10 protein-coding genes and 1 tRNA gene are annotated in these 18,496 nt (G+C 37.6%); 7 read left to right on the forward strand and 4 right to left on the reverse strand.

Features of this window, described 5'->3' with window-relative positions; translation table 11 throughout:
- Nucleotides 1–95 precede the first annotated feature (95 nt).
- The 4 genes from FLACOL7796_RS12540 to FLACOL7796_RS12555 all read left to right on the forward strand — a co-directional run bounded on the left by FLACOL7796_RS12540 (nt 96) and on the right by FLACOL7796_RS12555 (nt 6,468).
- Nucleotides 96–3,194 carry an efflux RND transporter permease subunit gene (locus tag FLACOL7796_RS12540; protein WP_173971117.1) on the forward strand — a complete coding sequence of 1,033 codons (3,099 nt, stop codon included), beginning with the start codon at nt 96–98 and terminating at the stop codon, nt 3,192–3,194.
- 75 nt (nt 3,195–3,269) lie between these two features.
- Nucleotides 3,270–4,580, forward strand: a complete 1,311-nt coding sequence (locus FLACOL7796_RS12545) for a TolC family protein (RefSeq protein WP_173971118.1) — start codon at nt 3,270–3,272, stop codon at nt 4,578–4,580.
- A gap of 27 nt (nt 4,581–4,607) precedes the next feature.
- A complete protein-coding gene (locus tag FLACOL7796_RS12550; RefSeq protein ID WP_173971119.1) occupies nt 4,608–5,471 on the forward strand; it encodes a bestrophin family protein in 864 nt (287 codons plus the stop codon).
- Nucleotides 5,472–5,544: 73 nt separating this feature from the next.
- On the forward strand, nt 5,545–6,468 hold the full coding sequence (locus FLACOL7796_RS12555) for an AraC family transcriptional regulator (protein ID WP_173971120.1): 924 nt from the start codon (nt 5,545–5,547) through the stop codon (nt 6,466–6,468).
- A gap of 377 nt (nt 6,469–6,845) precedes the next feature.
- Here the strand turns inward: FLACOL7796_RS12555 and FLACOL7796_RS12560 are convergent, their stop codons facing one another.
- The 3 genes from FLACOL7796_RS12560 to FLACOL7796_RS12570 all read right to left on the reverse strand — a co-directional run bounded on the left by FLACOL7796_RS12560 (nt 6,846) and on the right by FLACOL7796_RS12570 (nt 9,881).
- Nucleotides 6,846–7,220: a DUF779 domain-containing protein gene (locus tag FLACOL7796_RS12560; protein ID WP_173971121.1), complete on the reverse strand. Its 375-nt coding sequence runs from the start codon at nt 7,218–7,220 to the stop codon at nt 6,846–6,848.
- Nucleotides 7,221–7,277: 57 nt separating this feature from the next.
- Nucleotides 7,278–8,297: an alcohol dehydrogenase AdhP gene (gene adhP / locus FLACOL7796_RS12565; protein WP_232067367.1), complete on the reverse strand. Its 1,020-nt coding sequence runs from the start codon at nt 8,295–8,297 to the stop codon at nt 7,278–7,280.
- Between the two features lie 78 nt (nt 8,298–8,375).
- Nucleotides 8,376–9,881 carry an aldehyde dehydrogenase family protein gene (locus FLACOL7796_RS12570; RefSeq protein ID WP_394367910.1) on the reverse strand — a complete coding sequence of 502 codons (1,506 nt, stop codon included), beginning with the start codon at nt 9,879–9,881 and terminating at the stop codon, nt 8,376–8,378.
- Between the two features lie 274 nt (nt 9,882–10,155).
- Between FLACOL7796_RS12570 and pheT the strand changes: the two genes are divergently transcribed.
- Nucleotides 10,156–12,576 (forward strand): phenylalanine--tRNA ligase subunit beta, encoded by a 2,421-nt coding sequence (gene pheT / locus FLACOL7796_RS12575; protein WP_173971124.1) that lies wholly within the window; start codon nt 10,156–10,158, stop codon nt 12,574–12,576.
- Between the two features lie 85 nt (nt 12,577–12,661).
- Here pheT and FLACOL7796_RS12580 read toward each other — a convergent pair whose 3' ends face one another.
- Nucleotides 12,662–13,174: an adenine phosphoribosyltransferase gene (locus FLACOL7796_RS12580; protein WP_173971125.1), complete on the reverse strand. Its 513-nt coding sequence runs from the start codon at nt 13,172–13,174 to the stop codon at nt 12,662–12,664.
- A 114-nt stretch (nt 13,175–13,288) separates the two neighbouring features.
- Here FLACOL7796_RS12580 and FLACOL7796_RS12585 point away from each other — a divergent pair.
- Together FLACOL7796_RS12585 and FLACOL7796_RS12590 are read left to right on the forward strand one after the other, a co-directional pair.
- Nucleotides 13,289–13,362, forward strand: a tRNA-Arg gene (locus FLACOL7796_RS12585).
- Nucleotides 13,363–14,092: 730 nt separating this feature from the next.
- The gene (locus FLACOL7796_RS12590; RefSeq protein WP_173971126.1) at nt 14,093–18,358 is read left to right on the forward strand and encodes an NHL domain-containing protein; all 4,266 of its coding nucleotides are present in this window, start codon (nt 14,093–14,095) and stop codon (nt 18,356–18,358) included.
- Nucleotides 18,359–18,496: the final 138 nt, after the last annotated feature.

Consider the following 18,496-nt stretch of genomic DNA (forward strand, 5'->3'; position numbering starts at 1 on the left):
GTTTAGAAAATCTATTTTCTTTATTCTATAATCTAATATCTAAGCTCAAAAAATCAACAATCTAAACTCTAAAATCTAAAATCCTAAATCAAAACATGAGTTTATCAACTACTAGTATAAAAAGACCTGTTTTAACCATAGTACTGAATCTTTTGATTATTCTATTCGGTTTTATTGGTTATACCTTTTTGGGTGTTCGTGAATTTCCTTCGATCGATCCCGCACAGGTTTCTATTAGAACCAATTATACAGGAGCCAATTCTGATATTATAGAATCACAAATTACAGAACCCCTTGAAAAAGCAGTAAATGCAATTGACGGAATTCGAAACATTACATCATCAAGTAATCAGGGAAGCAGTAATATTACAATCGAGTTTAATCTGGATAAAAACTTAGAAGAAGCTGCAAATGATGTTCGTGACAAAGTTTCGCAGGCCGTTCGAAGTTTACCGCAGGATATTGATGCGCCGCCGGTAGTTTCTAAAGCCGATGCCGATAGTGAATCTATTATTTCGATGACGGTTCAGAGTGACACCAGAAGCTCTCTGGAATTAAGTGATTATGCAGAAAATGTAATTTCACAGCGATTAGAAACGATTCCCGGAGTAAGTGGAGTTCAAATCTGGGGGCAAAAACGTTACGCGATGCGTTTGTGGATCGATCCTGTAAAACTAACCGCTTACGGCTGTACAGTTGCAGAAGTTCGTGATGCATTAAACGCTCAAAATGTCGAATTGCCTTCTGGAAAACTAACCGGAAATAATACTGAATTGACTGTAAAAACAATCGGGAATTTATCTACACCTGAAGAATTTAATAATATTATCATTCGAACAGACGGAGATAAAATTGTTCGTTTAAGCGATGTTGGAGGTGCTGAATTAGGACCTGAAAATATCGAAACTTCTTTAACATCATCAGGACTTCCGATGATCGGGTTAGCGATTGTACCAATGCCCGGTGCTAATTACCTTGATATTTCAAAAGAATTTTATAAAAAATATGATGCCCTAAAGAAAGATCTTCCAAAGGACATCAAATTAAACATTGCACTTGATAATACGTTATTCGTAAAGAAATCAGTACTTGAAGTTGCTGAAACTTTAGGAATTTCGATTATTCTGGTAATCATTATTATTTATCTGTTTTTTAGAGACTGGGCAATTGCTTTTAGACCTTTAATTGATATTCCGGTATCATTAATCGCGACATTTTTTATCATGTGGCTTTTTGGATTCTCTATAAATGTATTAACCCTTTTGGCTATTGTTTTAGCTACCGGTCTGGTGGTAGATGACGGAATTGTAGTAACCGAAAATATCTTCAAAAAAGTCGAAGAAGGAATGTCTCCAATCGAAGCAGCTATCAAAGGTTCTAATGAAATTTTCTATGCTGTAATCTCGATTTCGGTAACACTTGCTGCGGTATTTTTGCCTGTAATTTTCTTAGAAGGTTTCGTAGGCCGACTCTTTAGGGAGTTTGGTGTCGTCATCGGTGCTGCGGTATTAATTTCGGCTTTTGTATCCCTGACTTTAACGCCAATGCTGAACGCTTATTTAATGAAAGGCGGAGAACAGAAAAAATCAAAATTCTATATTAAAACTGAACCGTTTTTCGAAAAATTAAATAGCGGATATGCTGAATCTTTAGCGCGTTTCATGGAGAAAAAATGGATCTCCTTCCCTATTCTGATTGCTTGTTTCGGATTGATTTATTTATTCTTTACCATATTACCAAAAGAAACGGCTCCGTATGATGACCGTAGTTCTGTAACGATGCGTATGACTACTCCTGAAGGTTCATCTTACGAATATACCAGCCGTTTTATGCAGGAAATGTCAAGATTGGTTGATGATTCTATTCCGGAGAAAAAAGTAAGTCTGGTAATTACAGCCGGAGGTTCGGGAGGTTCTGCAACAAATTCAGGTTTTATCAGGCTTTCATTAAAAGAACCGGATGAAAGATCCAGATCTCAAAAAGATATTGCTGATCAATTAACCAAATGGACTAAAAAATATCCGGATGCTAAAACATCTGTAATTCAACAGCCTACAATTTCGGTAAACCGACGTGGAGGTTTGCCTATTCAGTATATTATTCAGGCTCCTACTTTTGAAAAACTGAGAGAAAAAATTCCTGTTTTTATGGATGAAGTCGGTAAAAGTGATGTATTCTCTACGACTGATGTGAACTTGAAATTCAATAAACCGGAAATCAATGTAAGTATTGATCGTGCAAAAGCGGAGAGTTTAGGAATTTCGATTATGGATATTGCACAAACGCTGCAACTTTCTTTGAGCGGACAACGTTTTGGATATTTCATTAAAAACGGAAAACAATATCAGGTTATTGGACAGTTTGATCAAAAAGACCGTTCTAAACCGCTAGATTTGACTTCAATATTTGTAAAAAGCAAAAACGGACAATTGATTCAGATGGATAACGTTGTAAAAGTCGAAGAACAAAGTAATCCGCCACAATTGTACCACAATAACCGATACATGTCGGCAACGGTTTCTGCTGGTTTAGCGCCAGGAAAAAGTATCAGCGATGGTATTGAAGAAATGGACAGAATTAAAGCAAAAGTTCTGGATCAGAGTTTTACCACCGATTTAAGTGGAGAATCACGAGATTTTGTCGAAAGTAGCTCGAATACTTCTTTTGCTTTTGGATTGGCTTTATTATTAATATTTCTGATTCTTGCAGCGCAATTTGAGAGTTTTATCGATCCGCTTATTATTATTTTAACTGTGCCTATGGCGGTTGCAGGGGCTTTATTTTCGTTATGGTTATTCAATCAAACCTGGAATATCTTTAGTCAGATTGGTACCGTAATGCTTATTGGTCTGGTAACCAAAAATGGTATTTTGATTGTAGAATTTGCCAATCAGTTACGAGAACAGGGAAAACCAAAAATGGAAGCCATACTTGAAGCTTCAGAAGCGCGTTTGCGTCCTATTTTAATGACGAGTTTGGCCATTGCTTTAGGAGCTTTACCAATTGCAATGTCTCTTGGAGCGGCTTCTACCAGTAGAATTGGTATGGGAGTTGTAATTGTGGGAGGAACGATTTTCTCTTTAGCTTTAACGCTTTTCGTAATTCCTGCTATTTATTTTATGTGGTCTAAAGCAAGAAAACATTATCCAGAATTTGATCATATCGAAGAATATGAAAGAGAAAGTATTAAATAGGAATTAAAATTTGAAATAATATACAAGCAACGAATTTCGTTCTAAAATGTAATTCGTTGCTAATCAATTCATAATATGAAAACTAAAACAACATTAATAAGTCTGGTTTTATTTTTGTTTTGTATAACAAAAAGTAGCGCTCAAGAGGTACTGACTATTGAAGACGCTATGAAAGTAGCTTTAGATAATAATTTCGAAATTAAAATTGCTAAAAATAATTCGACAATAAGCGAAACAAACGTTACCATTGGAAATGCGGGTCTTCTGCCAACGGCAACAGCTAATATTGTAGACAACAATAGTGTTACAAACTCTACACAGGTACGTCAGGACGGAACATCTACTACATTGAATAATGCAAAAAACAACAGTTTAACGTATGGAGTAAGTTTGGGCTGGACTGTTTTTGACGGAATGAGAATGTTTGCCCGATACGATCAATTAAAAGAGCTTCAAAAATTAGGCGATGCCGAACTAAAGAGAACTATTTTGGTTAAAATTGGTCAGGTAAATTCTGCTTACTATGATTTAGTGCAGCAACAACACCAATTGGCGGCTTTAGATACTACAATCGTAATTTCTAAGCAAAGAGTTCAATTGGCACAAAACCGTTTCACTATTGGTAAAGCTTCGAAATTAGAAGTTCTAAATGCTCAGGTTGATTTAAATACCGACCAGGTTGGTTTATTAAGACAAAAAGAATCGTATAAAAATGCCAAAATTTTATTGAATCAATATTTGGCGCGTGATCCTCAAATTGATTTTACAGTAACTGATTTGGTTACCGTAGATAACAAACTGGTATTGATCGATTTAATGGATCTGGCAAAAAAACAAAATCCGGCTTTAGAATCGCAAATTATCAACAAACGTATTGCAGAATTACAGCTTAAACAAGTAAAAGCAAGCCGCTATCCAACAGTAAATTTAACTTCAGGTTATAATTTTTCTGAAAGTCAGTCGAGTTTAGGATTTACAAGCGAAAACTCTTCAAAAGGTTTTACATACGGTTTTAACGCTTCGTTGAATATTTTTGACGGATTTAATCAGCATCGCAATGAGAAAGTAGCAAAACTTCAAATAGAAAATTCTCAAATTGCCATTGACCAGCAAAATATGATTTTGAATACGCAATTGAGTACGGCTTTTCAAACGTATTTAACCAACTTAGAATTAATTGATCTTGAAGAAGATAATCAGGCTATTGCCAAACAAAACTTAGATATTACGCTGGATAAATTTAGAATTGGAACAATTACTACGCTTGATTTCAGAACTGCTCAGCTTAATTATGTAAATGCAAAAGTACGTTACAGTAACGCACAATATGAGGCTAAATTATCTGAAATTGCTTTGAAAGAATTAGCTGGAAATATTAATTTTTAAAGTAAATTTGTTTCAAAACAAACTTAAATGATCTCATATAATACCAAAGATTGGTTTACTTTTATCTTTCATGTTCATAAATCAGACACCGTAAGAAAACTGTTTCCGATCATGATTGCCATCGGAATTTATTCTTGTATCATTGGATATCTGGAAATCGCGTATTTTAAATTTGGTAAAAACGATTACATCCATAACATTCCGATCATGCACGGAATGTTGGGTTTTGTAATTTCTCTTTTGCTTGTTTTCAGAACTAATACTGCTTATGATCGCTGGTGGGAAGGACGAAAATTATGGGGTGGTTTGGTAAACAATAGCCGTAATCTTGCTATTAAACTTTCGGCCATGCTGAAAGATGAAAATGATCGAAAATTCTTTAGAAAATTCATTCCGACTTATGCTTCAATTTTACACAAGCATCTGCATGATTCTGAGACGAGTAAACAACTTTTTGATGATGTCGATTTAGAAATTGATCATCATAAACATAAGCCCAATCAGGTAAAAAGAATGATGTTTCATAAAATCAATGATTTGTATGATGCTAAAAAGATTACCGGAGATCAGCTTATTATCCTAAACGAAGAATTACAAGCTTTTACAGATATTTGCGGGGCTTGCGAGAGAATAAAAAACACGCCTATTCCCTACTCTTACAGTGCTTTTATTAAAAAGTTCATCTTCTTTTATACGATGACACTTCCTTTTGGCTATTCAATTAGTTTGGGATATTTTGTCGCTCCTGTTGTGGTGTTTATTTTTTATGTATTGGCGAGTTTAGAACTTATTGCCGAAGAAATCGAAGATCCGTTTGGTGATGATGAAAATGATTTGCCAACGAAAAAGATTTCAGAAAATATCAAAAAACACGTTGAAGAACTGATTTAATTAAACGTTAAATCTGAGGTTGTTATTCATTTTTTTATTAAATTTAAAGTTTCCACTTAAAAATTTAATCACAATGAATAACCAACGTGCTTTAATAAATCCTCCACATTTGTCGAATGAAAAATCATTAAAAACACTTGTCGAAAACAGGACTGTTTACACATTAAATCATTGTGAGTTAAACATTTTTGAAACTTATGAATCTTCTGAACTGGTTCCGTTAAAATTTAACGATTTGGTGGTAACCAGTATGCTGAGAGGTAAAAAAATAATGCATCTTTTTGATGATCCCGGATTTGATTATTTGCCAGGAGAAACAGTTGTTATTCCGCCAAATGTCGAGATGAAAATTGATTTTCCTGAAGCTTCAAGAGAAAACCCAACGCAATGTCTGGCGCTGGCAATTGACAAATCTAAAATAAACCATACTTTAAATTTCCTTAACGAACATTATCCTAAAGAAGGAAGCGATTCCTACTGGCAATTGAATCACCAAAACTACTTTTTTTATAATAATATCGATCTTGCCCTTACCATCAATAAACTGATTAAAGAATGCATGGGGACTTCGATGACAAAGGATGCTTTGGCTGATTTAACTTTGCAGGAATTATTAATCAGAATTATACAAACACAAACTTTAAAATCTCTTGATCAGGGAGTTTCTGTTTCTTCTAATAATCCAATTTTTGAAGTAACTGAATTCATCAGACTTAATTTGAAAGAAAATATAAATCTGAAAAGCTTAAGCGAAAAAGCCTGTATGAGTACAGCTTCTTTTTATCGTTTCTTCAAACGTGAATTAGGCATGAGTCCGATTGAGTATGTTTTGAATGAAAAAATAAAACACGCTAAAAAACTCCTGAAAAACCCCGGAATTCAGATCAATGAAGTTTGCTATCTGTCCGGTTTTGAAGATGCGAATTACTTTATAAGATTGTTTAAAAAACATGAGGGAATTACGCCTAAGCAGTATCAGCTTTTATATGTTAATTAAAGGGGCTGAGGGGCTAAGGTTCTGAGATGCTAAGATTAAAAGGCACAAAGGTTCAGAGTTGCAAAGGTTCAGAGGTTTTTCTGTAGAGACGCACAGCAGTGCGTCTGGCGTTTGACATATGAAAAAGATGATTTGAATGTAGTCGCAATGCTGTGCTTCTTTACGATAAATATTGCTTTAAAATACAAACACCATCCTTAAATATAGCCCGTAGTTTCAACCATAGGAACGCAATGTATATCGCCAAAATTATTACCCGCTATTATTTACCACAAAATCCCGTGGTTGAAACCACGGGCTATGAAAAAAAAAAGAAACAAAATCGAAAGAAAAAAACCTTTGTCCCTTTGCAACTCTGAACCTTTGAACCTCTAAACCTACTCTATAAACTTAACAGGCTCCAAATCCTTTTCTTCTTCTTCAGTAAAAATTCTATATTCGATTTGGAATGTCTTTTTTAAAGGTGTTTCTAATGAAAAGCCTCCAACGCCAAAAGCATCAATTACTTTTAAAGTAAAATGTGCATGTTTCCAGTATTCGAATAAATCTTTATCGACCCAGAATTCTGTGTCTTCGATTGTTCCAATACAAACATCACCCATTCGCTGATAATATCCTCCTTTTTCAAAACACTGTGGCTGCGTTCCTTCGCAACAGCCTCCGGCTTGATAAAACATTAAATCACCGTGTTTCTCTTTTAGAGTTTTTATCAATTCAATCGCTTCGGCAGTAGCATCAATTCTTTTTATCATGGCTATTATATTAAAAAAAGCAACAAACATATTAGGTTTGTTGCTTTCATGATTACTTTAAGGCTTTGCAATTTCAAGAACTACCCTTCCTTCTATCTGACCTTTTTTCATTTTATCAAAAACGTCATTTACATCTTCTAGTTTTGCAGGGGTTATTGTTGCTTTTACTTTTCCTTCTGTAGCAAATTCAATTGCTTCTTTCATGTCTTTACGTGTACCAACAATCGAACCGCGAATTGTTATCCTGTTTAAAACAGTATCAAAAATTGATAAATCAAAATTTCCTGGAGGTAGTCCGTTTAATGCCATTGTACCTTTTCGTCTTAAAGTTTCAAGTCCTTGCTTGAAAGCTATAGGCGAAACAGCTGTAACCAATGCCCCGTGCATTCCACCAACTTCTTTTTTCAAGAATTCTCCAGGATTTTGATTTTTTGCGTTTACTACTAAATCGGCACCAAGTCTTTTGGCTAAGTCAAGTTTGTCATCCGCAACGTCTATTGCGGCAACGTGCATTCCCATTGCTTTAGCATATTGTACAGCAACGTGTCCTAAACCTCCAATACCTGAAATCGCTACCCATTCTCCCGGCTTTACTTCTGTTTCTTTAAGACCTTTATATACAGTTACACCAGCGCAAAGTATAGGAGCCATTTCCATAAAATTTACATTTGATGGTAAAATCCCAACATATCTGGCATCCGCAATTACGTATTCGGCAAATCCGCCGTCTACGCTATAACCGCCATTTTGCTGCGTATCGCATAAAGTTTCCCAACCTGTAATACATTGGTCACAACCGCCACAAGCACTGTAAAGCCATGGCACACCAACTGCATCGCCTTCCTTTACATTTTTTACATCCTGACCAACTGCTACCACATAACCTACGGCTTCGTGCCCCGGTATTAATGGCATTTTTGGTTTTACGGGCCAATCTCCTTCAACAGCATGTAAATCGGTATGGCAAACTCCACTTGCAATTACTTTTACAAGAATTTCATTTTTACCCGGGCGTTTTACTTCAACTTCTTCAATTTTTAAAAGAGAACCAAATTCTCTTACAACTGCGGCTTTCATTGTTTTTGGCAACATAGTTTTATTGATTTGCAAGCTCAGTAAGTAATTCGTTTACTGAGCTTTGGTTTATACAACTCTTTAAAAGAAACCTAATTTCTTTTTATCATAAGAAATCAGCATGTTTTTAGTCTGACGATATTGTCCCAGCATCATTTTATGATTTTCACGTCCAATTCCGGATTGTTTATATCCTCCAAAAGGAGCACCGGCAGGATAAGAATGGTATTGGTTGATCCAGACACGACCTGACTGAATCGCTCTTGGAACCTGATAAATTTCATGTGCGTCACGCGTCCAGACACCAGCGCCTAAACCGTACATGGTATCGTTGGCAATTTCGATGGCTTCTTCGGTGGTTTTAAAAGTGGTAACTGCGAGAACAGGTCCGAAAATTTCTTCCTGAAAAATCCTCATTTTATTATGACCTTTAAACAACGTTGGCTTGATATAATAACCTCCTTCAAGATCTCCACCTAAATGATTTTCGTCTCCCCCTGTTAAAAGCTCTGCTCCTTCTTCTTTACCTAATTTTATATAAGACATGATTTTTTCTTTCTGAACCAATGAAGTCTGAGCGCCAATCATTGTGGACTTATCCAAAGGATTTCCTGCAATAATCGCTTCGGTTCTTTCGATTACTCTAGCAATAAACTTGTCGTAAATATCTTCGTGAATTAGCAATCTTGACGGGCAAGTACAGATTTCACCCTGATTCAAAGCAAATAATACTGCGCCTTCAATCGCTTTATCAAAGAAATCATCATCATGATCCGCTACCGATGGAAAGAAAATATTTGGAGATTTACCTCCAAGTTCTAACGTTACCGGAATAATATTTTCTGTAGCGTATTGCATTACCAAACGTCCTGTAGTAGTTGATCCTGTAAATGCTGCTTTGGCTACTTTTTTGTTTGTAACTAACGGACGGCCAAGTTCTGCACCGAAACCGTTTACGATATTTAAAACTCCCGGAGGCAAAATATCACCTATTAATTCCATTAAAACTAGGATAGAAATTGGCGTGCTTTCTGCCGGTTTCAAAACGATTGTATTTCCTGCGGCCAATGCCGGAGCGATTTTCCATACCGCCATTAAAATCGGGAAATTCCACGGGATAATCTGCGCAACCACGCCCAAAGGTTCGCTTAAAGCAATCGAAACGGTTTGAGAATCAAGTTCTGCAATAGAGCTTTCTTCGGCACGAATAACACCCGCAAAATATCTAAAGTGATCTATTGCCAATGGAATATCTGCTGCTAGTGTTTCACGAATTGGTTTTCCGTTATCGATGGTTTCAACAGTAGCGATATACTCAAGATTGTCTTCTATTTTTTGCGCAATCTTATTTAATAAAATACTTCTTTCGGTTACAGAGGTTTTTCCCCATGTTTTGAAAGCTTCATAAGCAGCATCAACCGCTATCTCTAAATCTTCTTTGCCAGAATGAGCGGCTTTTGTAAATACTTTTCCATCAATTGGAGATAGAACATCAAAATATTCTCCTTTTACCGGAGCTGTAAATTTTCCGTTGATATAATTATCATATTTTACCTTAAATTCAGGTTTTTGTGTGGCAGTGTTCATAATTTGTTTTTTTTGATTCATTTCAAATTTAGTTTCATAAATCGAAACAGAATAGCACTTTTCATTCATCTAGTAGCACAAAAATTACACATTCGTTTTTATAAGCTTATTTTAATAATTAATTAGTAAAATATTAGCATTAAAATTATAAACTACACAATAACAGAGGGTTTTATACAAAATAAAAACAGCTCGAAAAAACCAAATAAATTGTTTCTTACTACCATACGCAATCCTTATATTTGTATCCTTATACAAGAATAAAAAAGTTAACATGAAAATATCTTACAACTGGTTAAAACAATTTATTAAAACAGACTGGACATCTGAGCAAACTTCAGAATTACTTACAGATTTAGGTCTTGAAGTAGAAGTTGTCGAAAAATACCAATCAGTTAAAGGTGGTTTAGAAGGAGTGGTTGTAGGGCACGTACTTACTTGCGAAAAGCACCCTGATGCGGATAGATTAAACATTACAACTGTAAATATTGGTCTTGAAAATCCAATACAAATTGTTTGCGGCGCAGCAAATGTTGCAGCCGGACAAAAAGTTCCTGTAGCGACTATAGGAACAGTTTTATACGATAAAGACGGTGGTGAATTCACCATTAAAAAAGGAAAAATTCGCGGACAGGAAAGCCACGGAATGATTTGTGCCGAAGATGAATTAGGTTTAGGTACAAGCCATGACGGAATTATGGTGCTGGATGAAAAGCTGGTTCCAGGAACAGCGGCTTCAGAAGTTTTTCAAATTGCGAATGATGAAGTATTCGAAATTGGTTTAACTCCAAATCGTGCGGATGCCATGAGTCATCTTGGAACTGCACGTGATTTAAGAGCCGGAATGCTTCAGCGTGGCGTAAACGTAGAATTAATCACGCCATCTGTGAGTAATTTTAGAGTAGACATGCGTACTTTAAAAATAGATGTGAATGTCGAAGAGCCTCTTTTAGCGCCAAGATATTGCGGTGTAACTATTTCAGGAATTTCTGTTCAGGAATCTCCGGCATGGTTACAAGATCGTTTAAAAGCGATTGGATTAACTCCAAAAAATAATATTGTCGATGTTACTAATTATGTTTTGCATGAATTAGGACAGCCTTTACATGCTTTTGATGCTGCGAAGATTAACGGAAAAGTAATTGTAAAAACACTTCCTGAAGGTACTAAATTTGTGACTTTAGACGATGTTGAAAGAACATTACACAAAGAAGATTTAATGATTTGTGATGAAAAAGGCCCGCTTTGTATTGCAGGAGTTTTTGGAGGAAAAAAATCTGGTGTATCAGACGGTACAACAACAATATTCTTAGAAAGTGCTTATTTTGATGCTGTAAGTGTTCGTAAAACGGCAAAAAGACATCAATTGAATACGGATGCTTCTTTTAGATTTGAAAGAGGAATTGACCCTACGATTACAGAATATGCATTGAAACGTGCAGCACTATTAATTTTAGAAGTTGCAGGTGGAAAAATAACATCTGACGTTGTAGAAGTTTATCCTAAGAAAATAGAAGATTTTTCAGTTCTATTGAATTTTAGCCATGTGTCTAAAATCATCGGACAGGAAATTCCAAAAGATACGATCAAGAAAATCCTGGTTTCTTTAGATATAAAAGTAAACAGCGTTTCTGATTCTGGTTTAGGATTAACTATTCCTGCTTATCGTGTAGACGTACAGCGCGAAATTGATGTTATTGAAGAAATTTTGAGAGTTTACGGTTATAACAACATTAACTTCTCTAAAAAATTCAATGCAACAGTTTCTAATTCGCCAAGAACGGAAGATTATAAAGTACAAAATGTAATAGCATCTCAATTGAATTCTCAGGGATTTCATGAAATGATGGCCAATTCTTTGACCACTGCATCGTATGCTAAATTATCGACTGCTTTAAAAGAAGAGCACAACGTTACGATGCTGAATCCGCTAAGTAGTGATTTGTCTACTATGCGTCAATCTTTATTGTTCTCAGGTTTAGAAGCGATCTCATATAATATTAACAGAAGGAATTCTGATTTAAAATTATTCGAATTCGGAAAATCATACCACAAATATCTTAACGGATACGAAGAGCACAAACATTTGACTTTGTTGATTTCCGGAAACAGAAACAAAGAAAGCTGGACAACTCCGCAAAAAACTACTGATTTCTTTTTATTAAAAGGATATGTAAAAGGAATTTTGGCTCGTTTAGGAATTGATAAAATTTCGAATGCTCCGGTACAATCTGATATTTTCTCAGAAGGAACTGCTATTTGCTACAATAATGATACATTGGTAGAAATGGGTGTGATTAAAAAATCAATTCTAAAGCATTTCGGAATCAAACAAGATGTTTATTTTGCCGATTTCAACTGGGATTTGGTTTTAAAAATCATCACAGGAAAAATCAAATATTCTGAAATTCCTAAATATCCAGAAGTTCGTAGAGATTTAGCTTTATTAATTGATAAGAGCACTACTTACGAAAGCATTTTTAACCTTGCTAAGCAGACAGAAAAGTCGCTTTTGAAAGATGTTAACCTATTTGATGTTTACGAAGGAAGCAAGCTTCCTGAGGGCAAAAAATCATACGCATTGAGCTTTACCATTCAGGATAACACAAAAACGCTTACAGATGCTCAAATTGACAAAATCATGTCGAAATTACAACATACTTTTGAGACAGAGCTTGGAGCGACTTTGAGATAAAATCGTTTTATATAAAATAAAAATCCCAATTTTGAATTATTTCAGAATTGGGATTTTTTTATTTCTATTGCTCTGTCTAAAACTACTAATAAGTAATAGCGGCAAAAATAGGATGTTCTTTAATTTTTTCCCTTCCGTTTAAAAATGTAAGCTCCATCAGGAAATTGCATTGTACAATTACGCCGCCTAATTTCGCTACCAGTTCGCAAACTGCTTTAGCCGTCCCTCCTGTCGCTAAAACATCATCATGGATCAAAACCCTGTCTCCCTTTTTTATTGCGTCTGTGTGCATTTCTAAGCTATCTGTGCCGTATTCTAACTCATAAGTAGCCGAAATGGTATCATAAGGTAGTTTTTTAGGCTTTCGAACCGGAACAAAACCTGCATTTAATTCCTGGGCCAATAATATCCCAAAGAAAAACCCCCGACTTTCTGCTCCCACCACTTTATCTATTTTTTGTCCTTTTAAAGATTCAACTAAAACAGAAACGGTATTTTTTGTCGCAATTGGGTCATTTAACAGTGGAGTGATATCTTTAAACAAAATTTCTTTTTTTGGAAAATCTTGAATATCACGTATATAACTTTCAATCTTCATTTTTTTTTATTTTTATGTTATTTTATGCTTGTATATCTCACATTTATGCCTATCTTTGCACCCGCAATAAGCAATCAACGAAGTTACAAAAAAATAACTAATTGATAACAAAAAGGCCTCGTGGCGCAACTGAATAGCGCATCTGATTACGGCTCAGAAGGTTACTGGTTTGAATCCAGTCGAGGTCACTTAAGGAGACAACTATATAATAGTTGTCTCTTTTTTTTATACATAAATTTATAGCTTTTTTAAGCCTTTACGCCCTAATATTTTATGGTTCGAATTTTTTACAAGGAATCTTTAGTCTATTCTAAATAAACAGTCTAAAAGTGGCTTTATCTGAGATTTAATCGAAACTAAACGATGGTTTGAAGTCACGTTAAGGATATAAGATTTTTTCTCTTTTGGTTTATCGTAATTTTTTAATACCAAATATAGTAATTCCAAAATAATTTTAGCTTCCTTCTCATCTACCTGAACCTTTTTCCATAAAACCTTTTCTAAATTGATAAAATTTTACTTCAAACATTTTTAAATCAAATCATTTTACATTCTACTAAACAGTCGATGGTTTATTCCAATGAACTTTAAAACTTTCCAAAAATTCCCATTGACTAGCAAAAGGTATTTTCTAGTGCTTCTATCTCCTTAGAAGAAAAATCTTTTAATAGTTTAAAAGTTGTCTCGTCAAATTTAAAGTGATAAAGTCCTGAGACATTGCTAAATGCAGCAACTCCTTCTATATCATTGCTTTTTTTTATTGCCATTACGGAAATACGTAAAGTATTGCAAAAAAAAATCTATATGTTTACAGATAATTTAAGCGATTTTTTTGCAGATCAGCCATAATCCATTTGCACTGAGTCTTTTTAGTATAAAATGCCTGAAGGCAGGCATCATTCTTTAATTGCAAACTTTATGTTAAAACAATTTTATTTTTCTTTAGCCGCAGCTCTGATTCATTCAGGCTTATGGGCACAGGCTCCAAATATTAGCTATACCACACCAAAAAGTTATGTATTAGGCATAGCAATACCTTCCCTGTCCCCTACAAACACAGGAGGTTTAGTAACGTATGGAGTAACAGCCAGCTTCGCAGGAAGCGGAGAATTAGGCTGGAACGATGGCAGTGCTGCCGCAACGAGCTTTGACCGGCCTAAAGGAGTGGCATCAGATGCTGAAGGCAATATTTACGTGGCAGACACTTACAATAATAAAATAAGAAAAATAACCCCTACGGGAACTGTAAGCACGCTGGCAGGAAGCGGAATAGCCGGCATGGCCGACGCAAGCGGCGCAGTGGCGAGCTTTAACCTGCCTAGCGCAGTGGCAGTTGATGCCGCTGGCAATGTCTATGTAGCAGATACCAACAACCATAAAATAAGAAAGATAACGCCTCAGGGAGCCGTAACCACACTGGCAGGAAGTGGCATAGCAGGCTCTGCTAACGGTACTGGGGCAGCAGCGCGCTTTTATTCCCCTCAGGGAATAGCTGTTGACGCTTCGGGCAATATCTATGTCGCAGACACTTACAACAATAAAATCAGAAAAATAACTCCCAGCAGAGAGGTAAGCACATTAGCAGGAACAGGCTCATTAGGCTATCAGGACGGCTACAGCAGCTCATCGCGATTTTATAGCCCATATGGAGTAGCGGTTGACGCTTCGGGAACTGTTTATGTCGCTGACACCTATAATAACAGAATCAGAAAAATCACTCCTGAAGGAATGGTCAGCACTTTGGCCGGAAGCGGAACAAAGGATGATGCAGACGGTAAAGGCAAACTGGCAGGTTTCAATTATCCGAAAGCAGTAGCGATCGATGCAGCGGGCACCCTTTTTGTGGCAGATGGCGACAACTATAAAATAAGGCAGATCAACCCTGAAGGGCAGGTTAGCACATTAGCGGGAAGCGGCCTGAAAGGCAGTGCTGACGGCACTGGCGGCGCAGCAAGCTTTTACAGTCCTTCTGCGGTGGCAATAGATGCGATAGGCAGCGTCTATGTGGCCGATACGGATATCAATAAGATCAGAAAAATAAATTACGGATGCTTTACTGTGGAGCCGGCCTTACCTGCCGGCCTGAGCATCGATATCAGAACCGGAGCCATTAGTGGTACACCCATAGTAGCCACTCCGCAAACCGTTTATAAAGTATCCGCACGCAATACTTCGGGAACAGGCATATTTAATCTTGAAATTGAAACAAAAATAGAGAAGCCTATCTTCAGTTATGCTTCTCCTCAAAACTATGAAATCAACACCGTAATCGCTCCTCTTTCTCCTGTCAATACCGGTGGACCGATCCCTTTGGGAACAAGGACGCCCTTATCAGGAAGCGGCGCGACAGGAAGTGCTGACGGGGACGGTGCTTCGGCAAGCTTTTTTGATCTGACAGGAGCTGCCATGGATGATTCGGGCAACATTTATGTGGCGGATTACAATAACCATAAAATACGCAAAATAGCTCCTGATGGAGCAACGACAACTTTTGCCGGGAACGGAAAAGCCTATTTTGCTGACGGAAGCGCTGCTCAAGCAAGCTTTAACGGACCGATAGGAGTAGCTGTAGATGCTGCGGGAAATGTATATGTGGCCGATAGCGCAAACCATAGAATAAGAAAAATCACCCCAGAGGGAACTGTCAGTACTTTAGCAGGAAGCGGAACAGCTGGTTTTCAAAACGGAGCAGGTACAGGGGCACGCTTTTTATTTCCAAGCGGAGTAGCCGTTGATGCGCGGGGCAATGTCTATGTCGCCGATACCAATAATCAGAGAATCAGAAAGATTACACCTGCGGGGGAGACAACTACCTTCGCGGGTAATGGGACAGTTGGATCCAGGGACTTTACAGGCATTAGCGCAAGTTTTAATTACCCTAGAGGAATAGCGATTGATGCTTCGAGCAATCTCTATATCGGTGACGTTGATAACAACAGGGTAAGAAAGATAAATCCTTCGGGACGCGTAAGCACCTTAGCAGGAAGTTCAACCATCGGCGATGTCAATGGCACCGGCTTAAGCGCTCTTTTTTATCACCCTTCTGAATTGGCTGTTGATGCTTCAGGAACAGTTTATCTTGCAGACAGGAGCAACGCGAAAATAAAAAAGATATCCCGAACAGGAGTGGTGACTACTTTTGCAGAAAACCAGCCCGGGAATCCTAGCCAAAACTATTATTACCCTTCTGGAATAGTGGTTGATCCTTCGAACAACGTCTATGTGGCAAATGGCAACAATATAATCTACAAAATAAAACCGAGCTATACCATAACCCCGAAGCTGCCGGAAGGCTTATATCTGGACGCTTCAACCGGAGCCATTAGTGGCATGCCTAAAACAGCCGCTCCAGCAAGAACCTATACAATAACGGCAACCAATTCTTCGGGATCGGGAACTTTTAACATTACGATCGGAACATTTAAAAAAGCCCCAATTATAAGCTACCCATCACCTGTAAACTATGCGATTAATACAGCAATCCCACCTTTGTCCCCTACCAATGCCGGAGGACAGATTACAGGCGGATATACTTCCACCTATGCAGGAAGCGGTTCAGGCAATAGCACTGACGGGAGCGCCGATATAGCAGGCTTTAATATGCCCAGAGGAATAGCAGTGGATGCTTCGGGCAATGTCTATGTTGCAGATTTGGGCGGCAATAAAATACGCAAAATAACTCCGGATGGCACTGTCAGCACTTTGGCGGGAAACGGGACTTTTGGCTATGCTGAAGGCCTTGGCGCTGAAGCAGAATTCAAACATCCCAATGCAGTAGCCGTTGATCCTTCAGGCAATGTTTATGTGGCAGATACCGAAAACAATATGGTCAGGAAGATCACACCGGCAGGCGTTGTTAGCGGATTTGCCGGAAACGGAAAGAAGGGAAGTGCTGATGGTACGGGGACAGCAGCGAGTTTTGACACTCCTTTCGGAATAGCCGCCGATGCTTCGGGCAATATTTATGTCGCCGATACATACAATGGTGCGATACGCAAAATAACTCCCGAAAGAGTAGTAAGCACATTGCCTGCCACCGGCTTTAATCCTGTCTCAATAGCACTTGACGCGTTAGGCACTATTTATGTTGCAGACAGCAGAAACTATAAAGTGAAAAAGATAGCACCGGACGGAACAGTAAGCACCTTGGCAGGAAATGGAACCCAAGCCGTTGTCGACGGCATCGGGACCGAAGCCAGCTTCTATAGTCCTAGCGGAATAGCAATAGATGCTTGGGGAACCGTCTACCTGTCGGAAAACTATAAAAATATCATAAGAAAAATCACTCCCCAAGGAACCGTAAGCACTTGGGCAGGAAATGGAATAGCGGGAGAAGATAACGGATTCGGTTCTGCAGCAAGCTTTGCAGCGCCAAAAGGAGTTACTGTCGATGCTTCAGGAAACCTCTATGTGGCGGATGACGAAAACTATATCATCAGAAAGATAAGCCCAGCCTACACTGTAACCCCTCCCCTTCCTGCAGGCTTACAGATGGATCCTACAACAGGAATAATTACCGGCACGCCAATTCAGGCTATTGCTGCAAAATCCTATAGCATTAAGGCAACCAATGCTTCGGGAACAGGAACTTTTGATATTACGATAGGGACAATAGTTTCAGACCAGCCGAAAATTACAGCTCCATCAAACCTAAGCTCATCCGGGACTACAGCCACGACCACGATGCTGTCCTGGAGTGCTTCAGAAATTGCAGGAGCTGGAATGTCTAAGAAAAAGGATGAGGCAATAATAACGTATTCCATCTACAAAGATGGCATGCTGCTGACCTCTGTAACAGAAACAAGCTATGCCATTACGGGACTAAATCCCAGCACCAGCTATTCCTTTACCGTTTCAGCAAAAGATAGTGAAGGAAACGTTTCAGCAGCCAGTCATGCCTTTTCGGTAACCACTCTGGCAGGCAATCTGGGAACAGGGGATTTTGAAGAAAAAAATGCTCTCAGATTCTATCCAAACCCAACAGCTGGAAATATTACAATTGAAAAAGGCGCACTGGAGAATGCAAACCTGAACATTTTTGACATCTTGGGCCGTGTTCTCTTTTCAAAAAAACTCGAAGGCCCATCCACAATCATCGACGTGTCCAATTTACCGATTGGAGTCTATATGTTCCAAATTTTGTCTGATTCAGGAACCATAGTAAAAAAAGTGGTCCGAAAATAAATAAATCATATCTTCATATAATTAACATTTTTTAACATTTAATCTCTATGATAAATACAAACCGCTTCTTATTGACAAAACAATTATCTTACAAATCAACTTGAAAATAGGCTATTTTTTTAAAATCTTGTATAAAAT

The sequence above is a fragment of the Flavobacterium bizetiae genome (assembly GCF_902804475.1).
GTDB classification, from domain to species: domain Bacteria; phylum Bacteroidota; class Bacteroidia; order Flavobacteriales; family Flavobacteriaceae; genus Flavobacterium; species Flavobacterium bizetiae.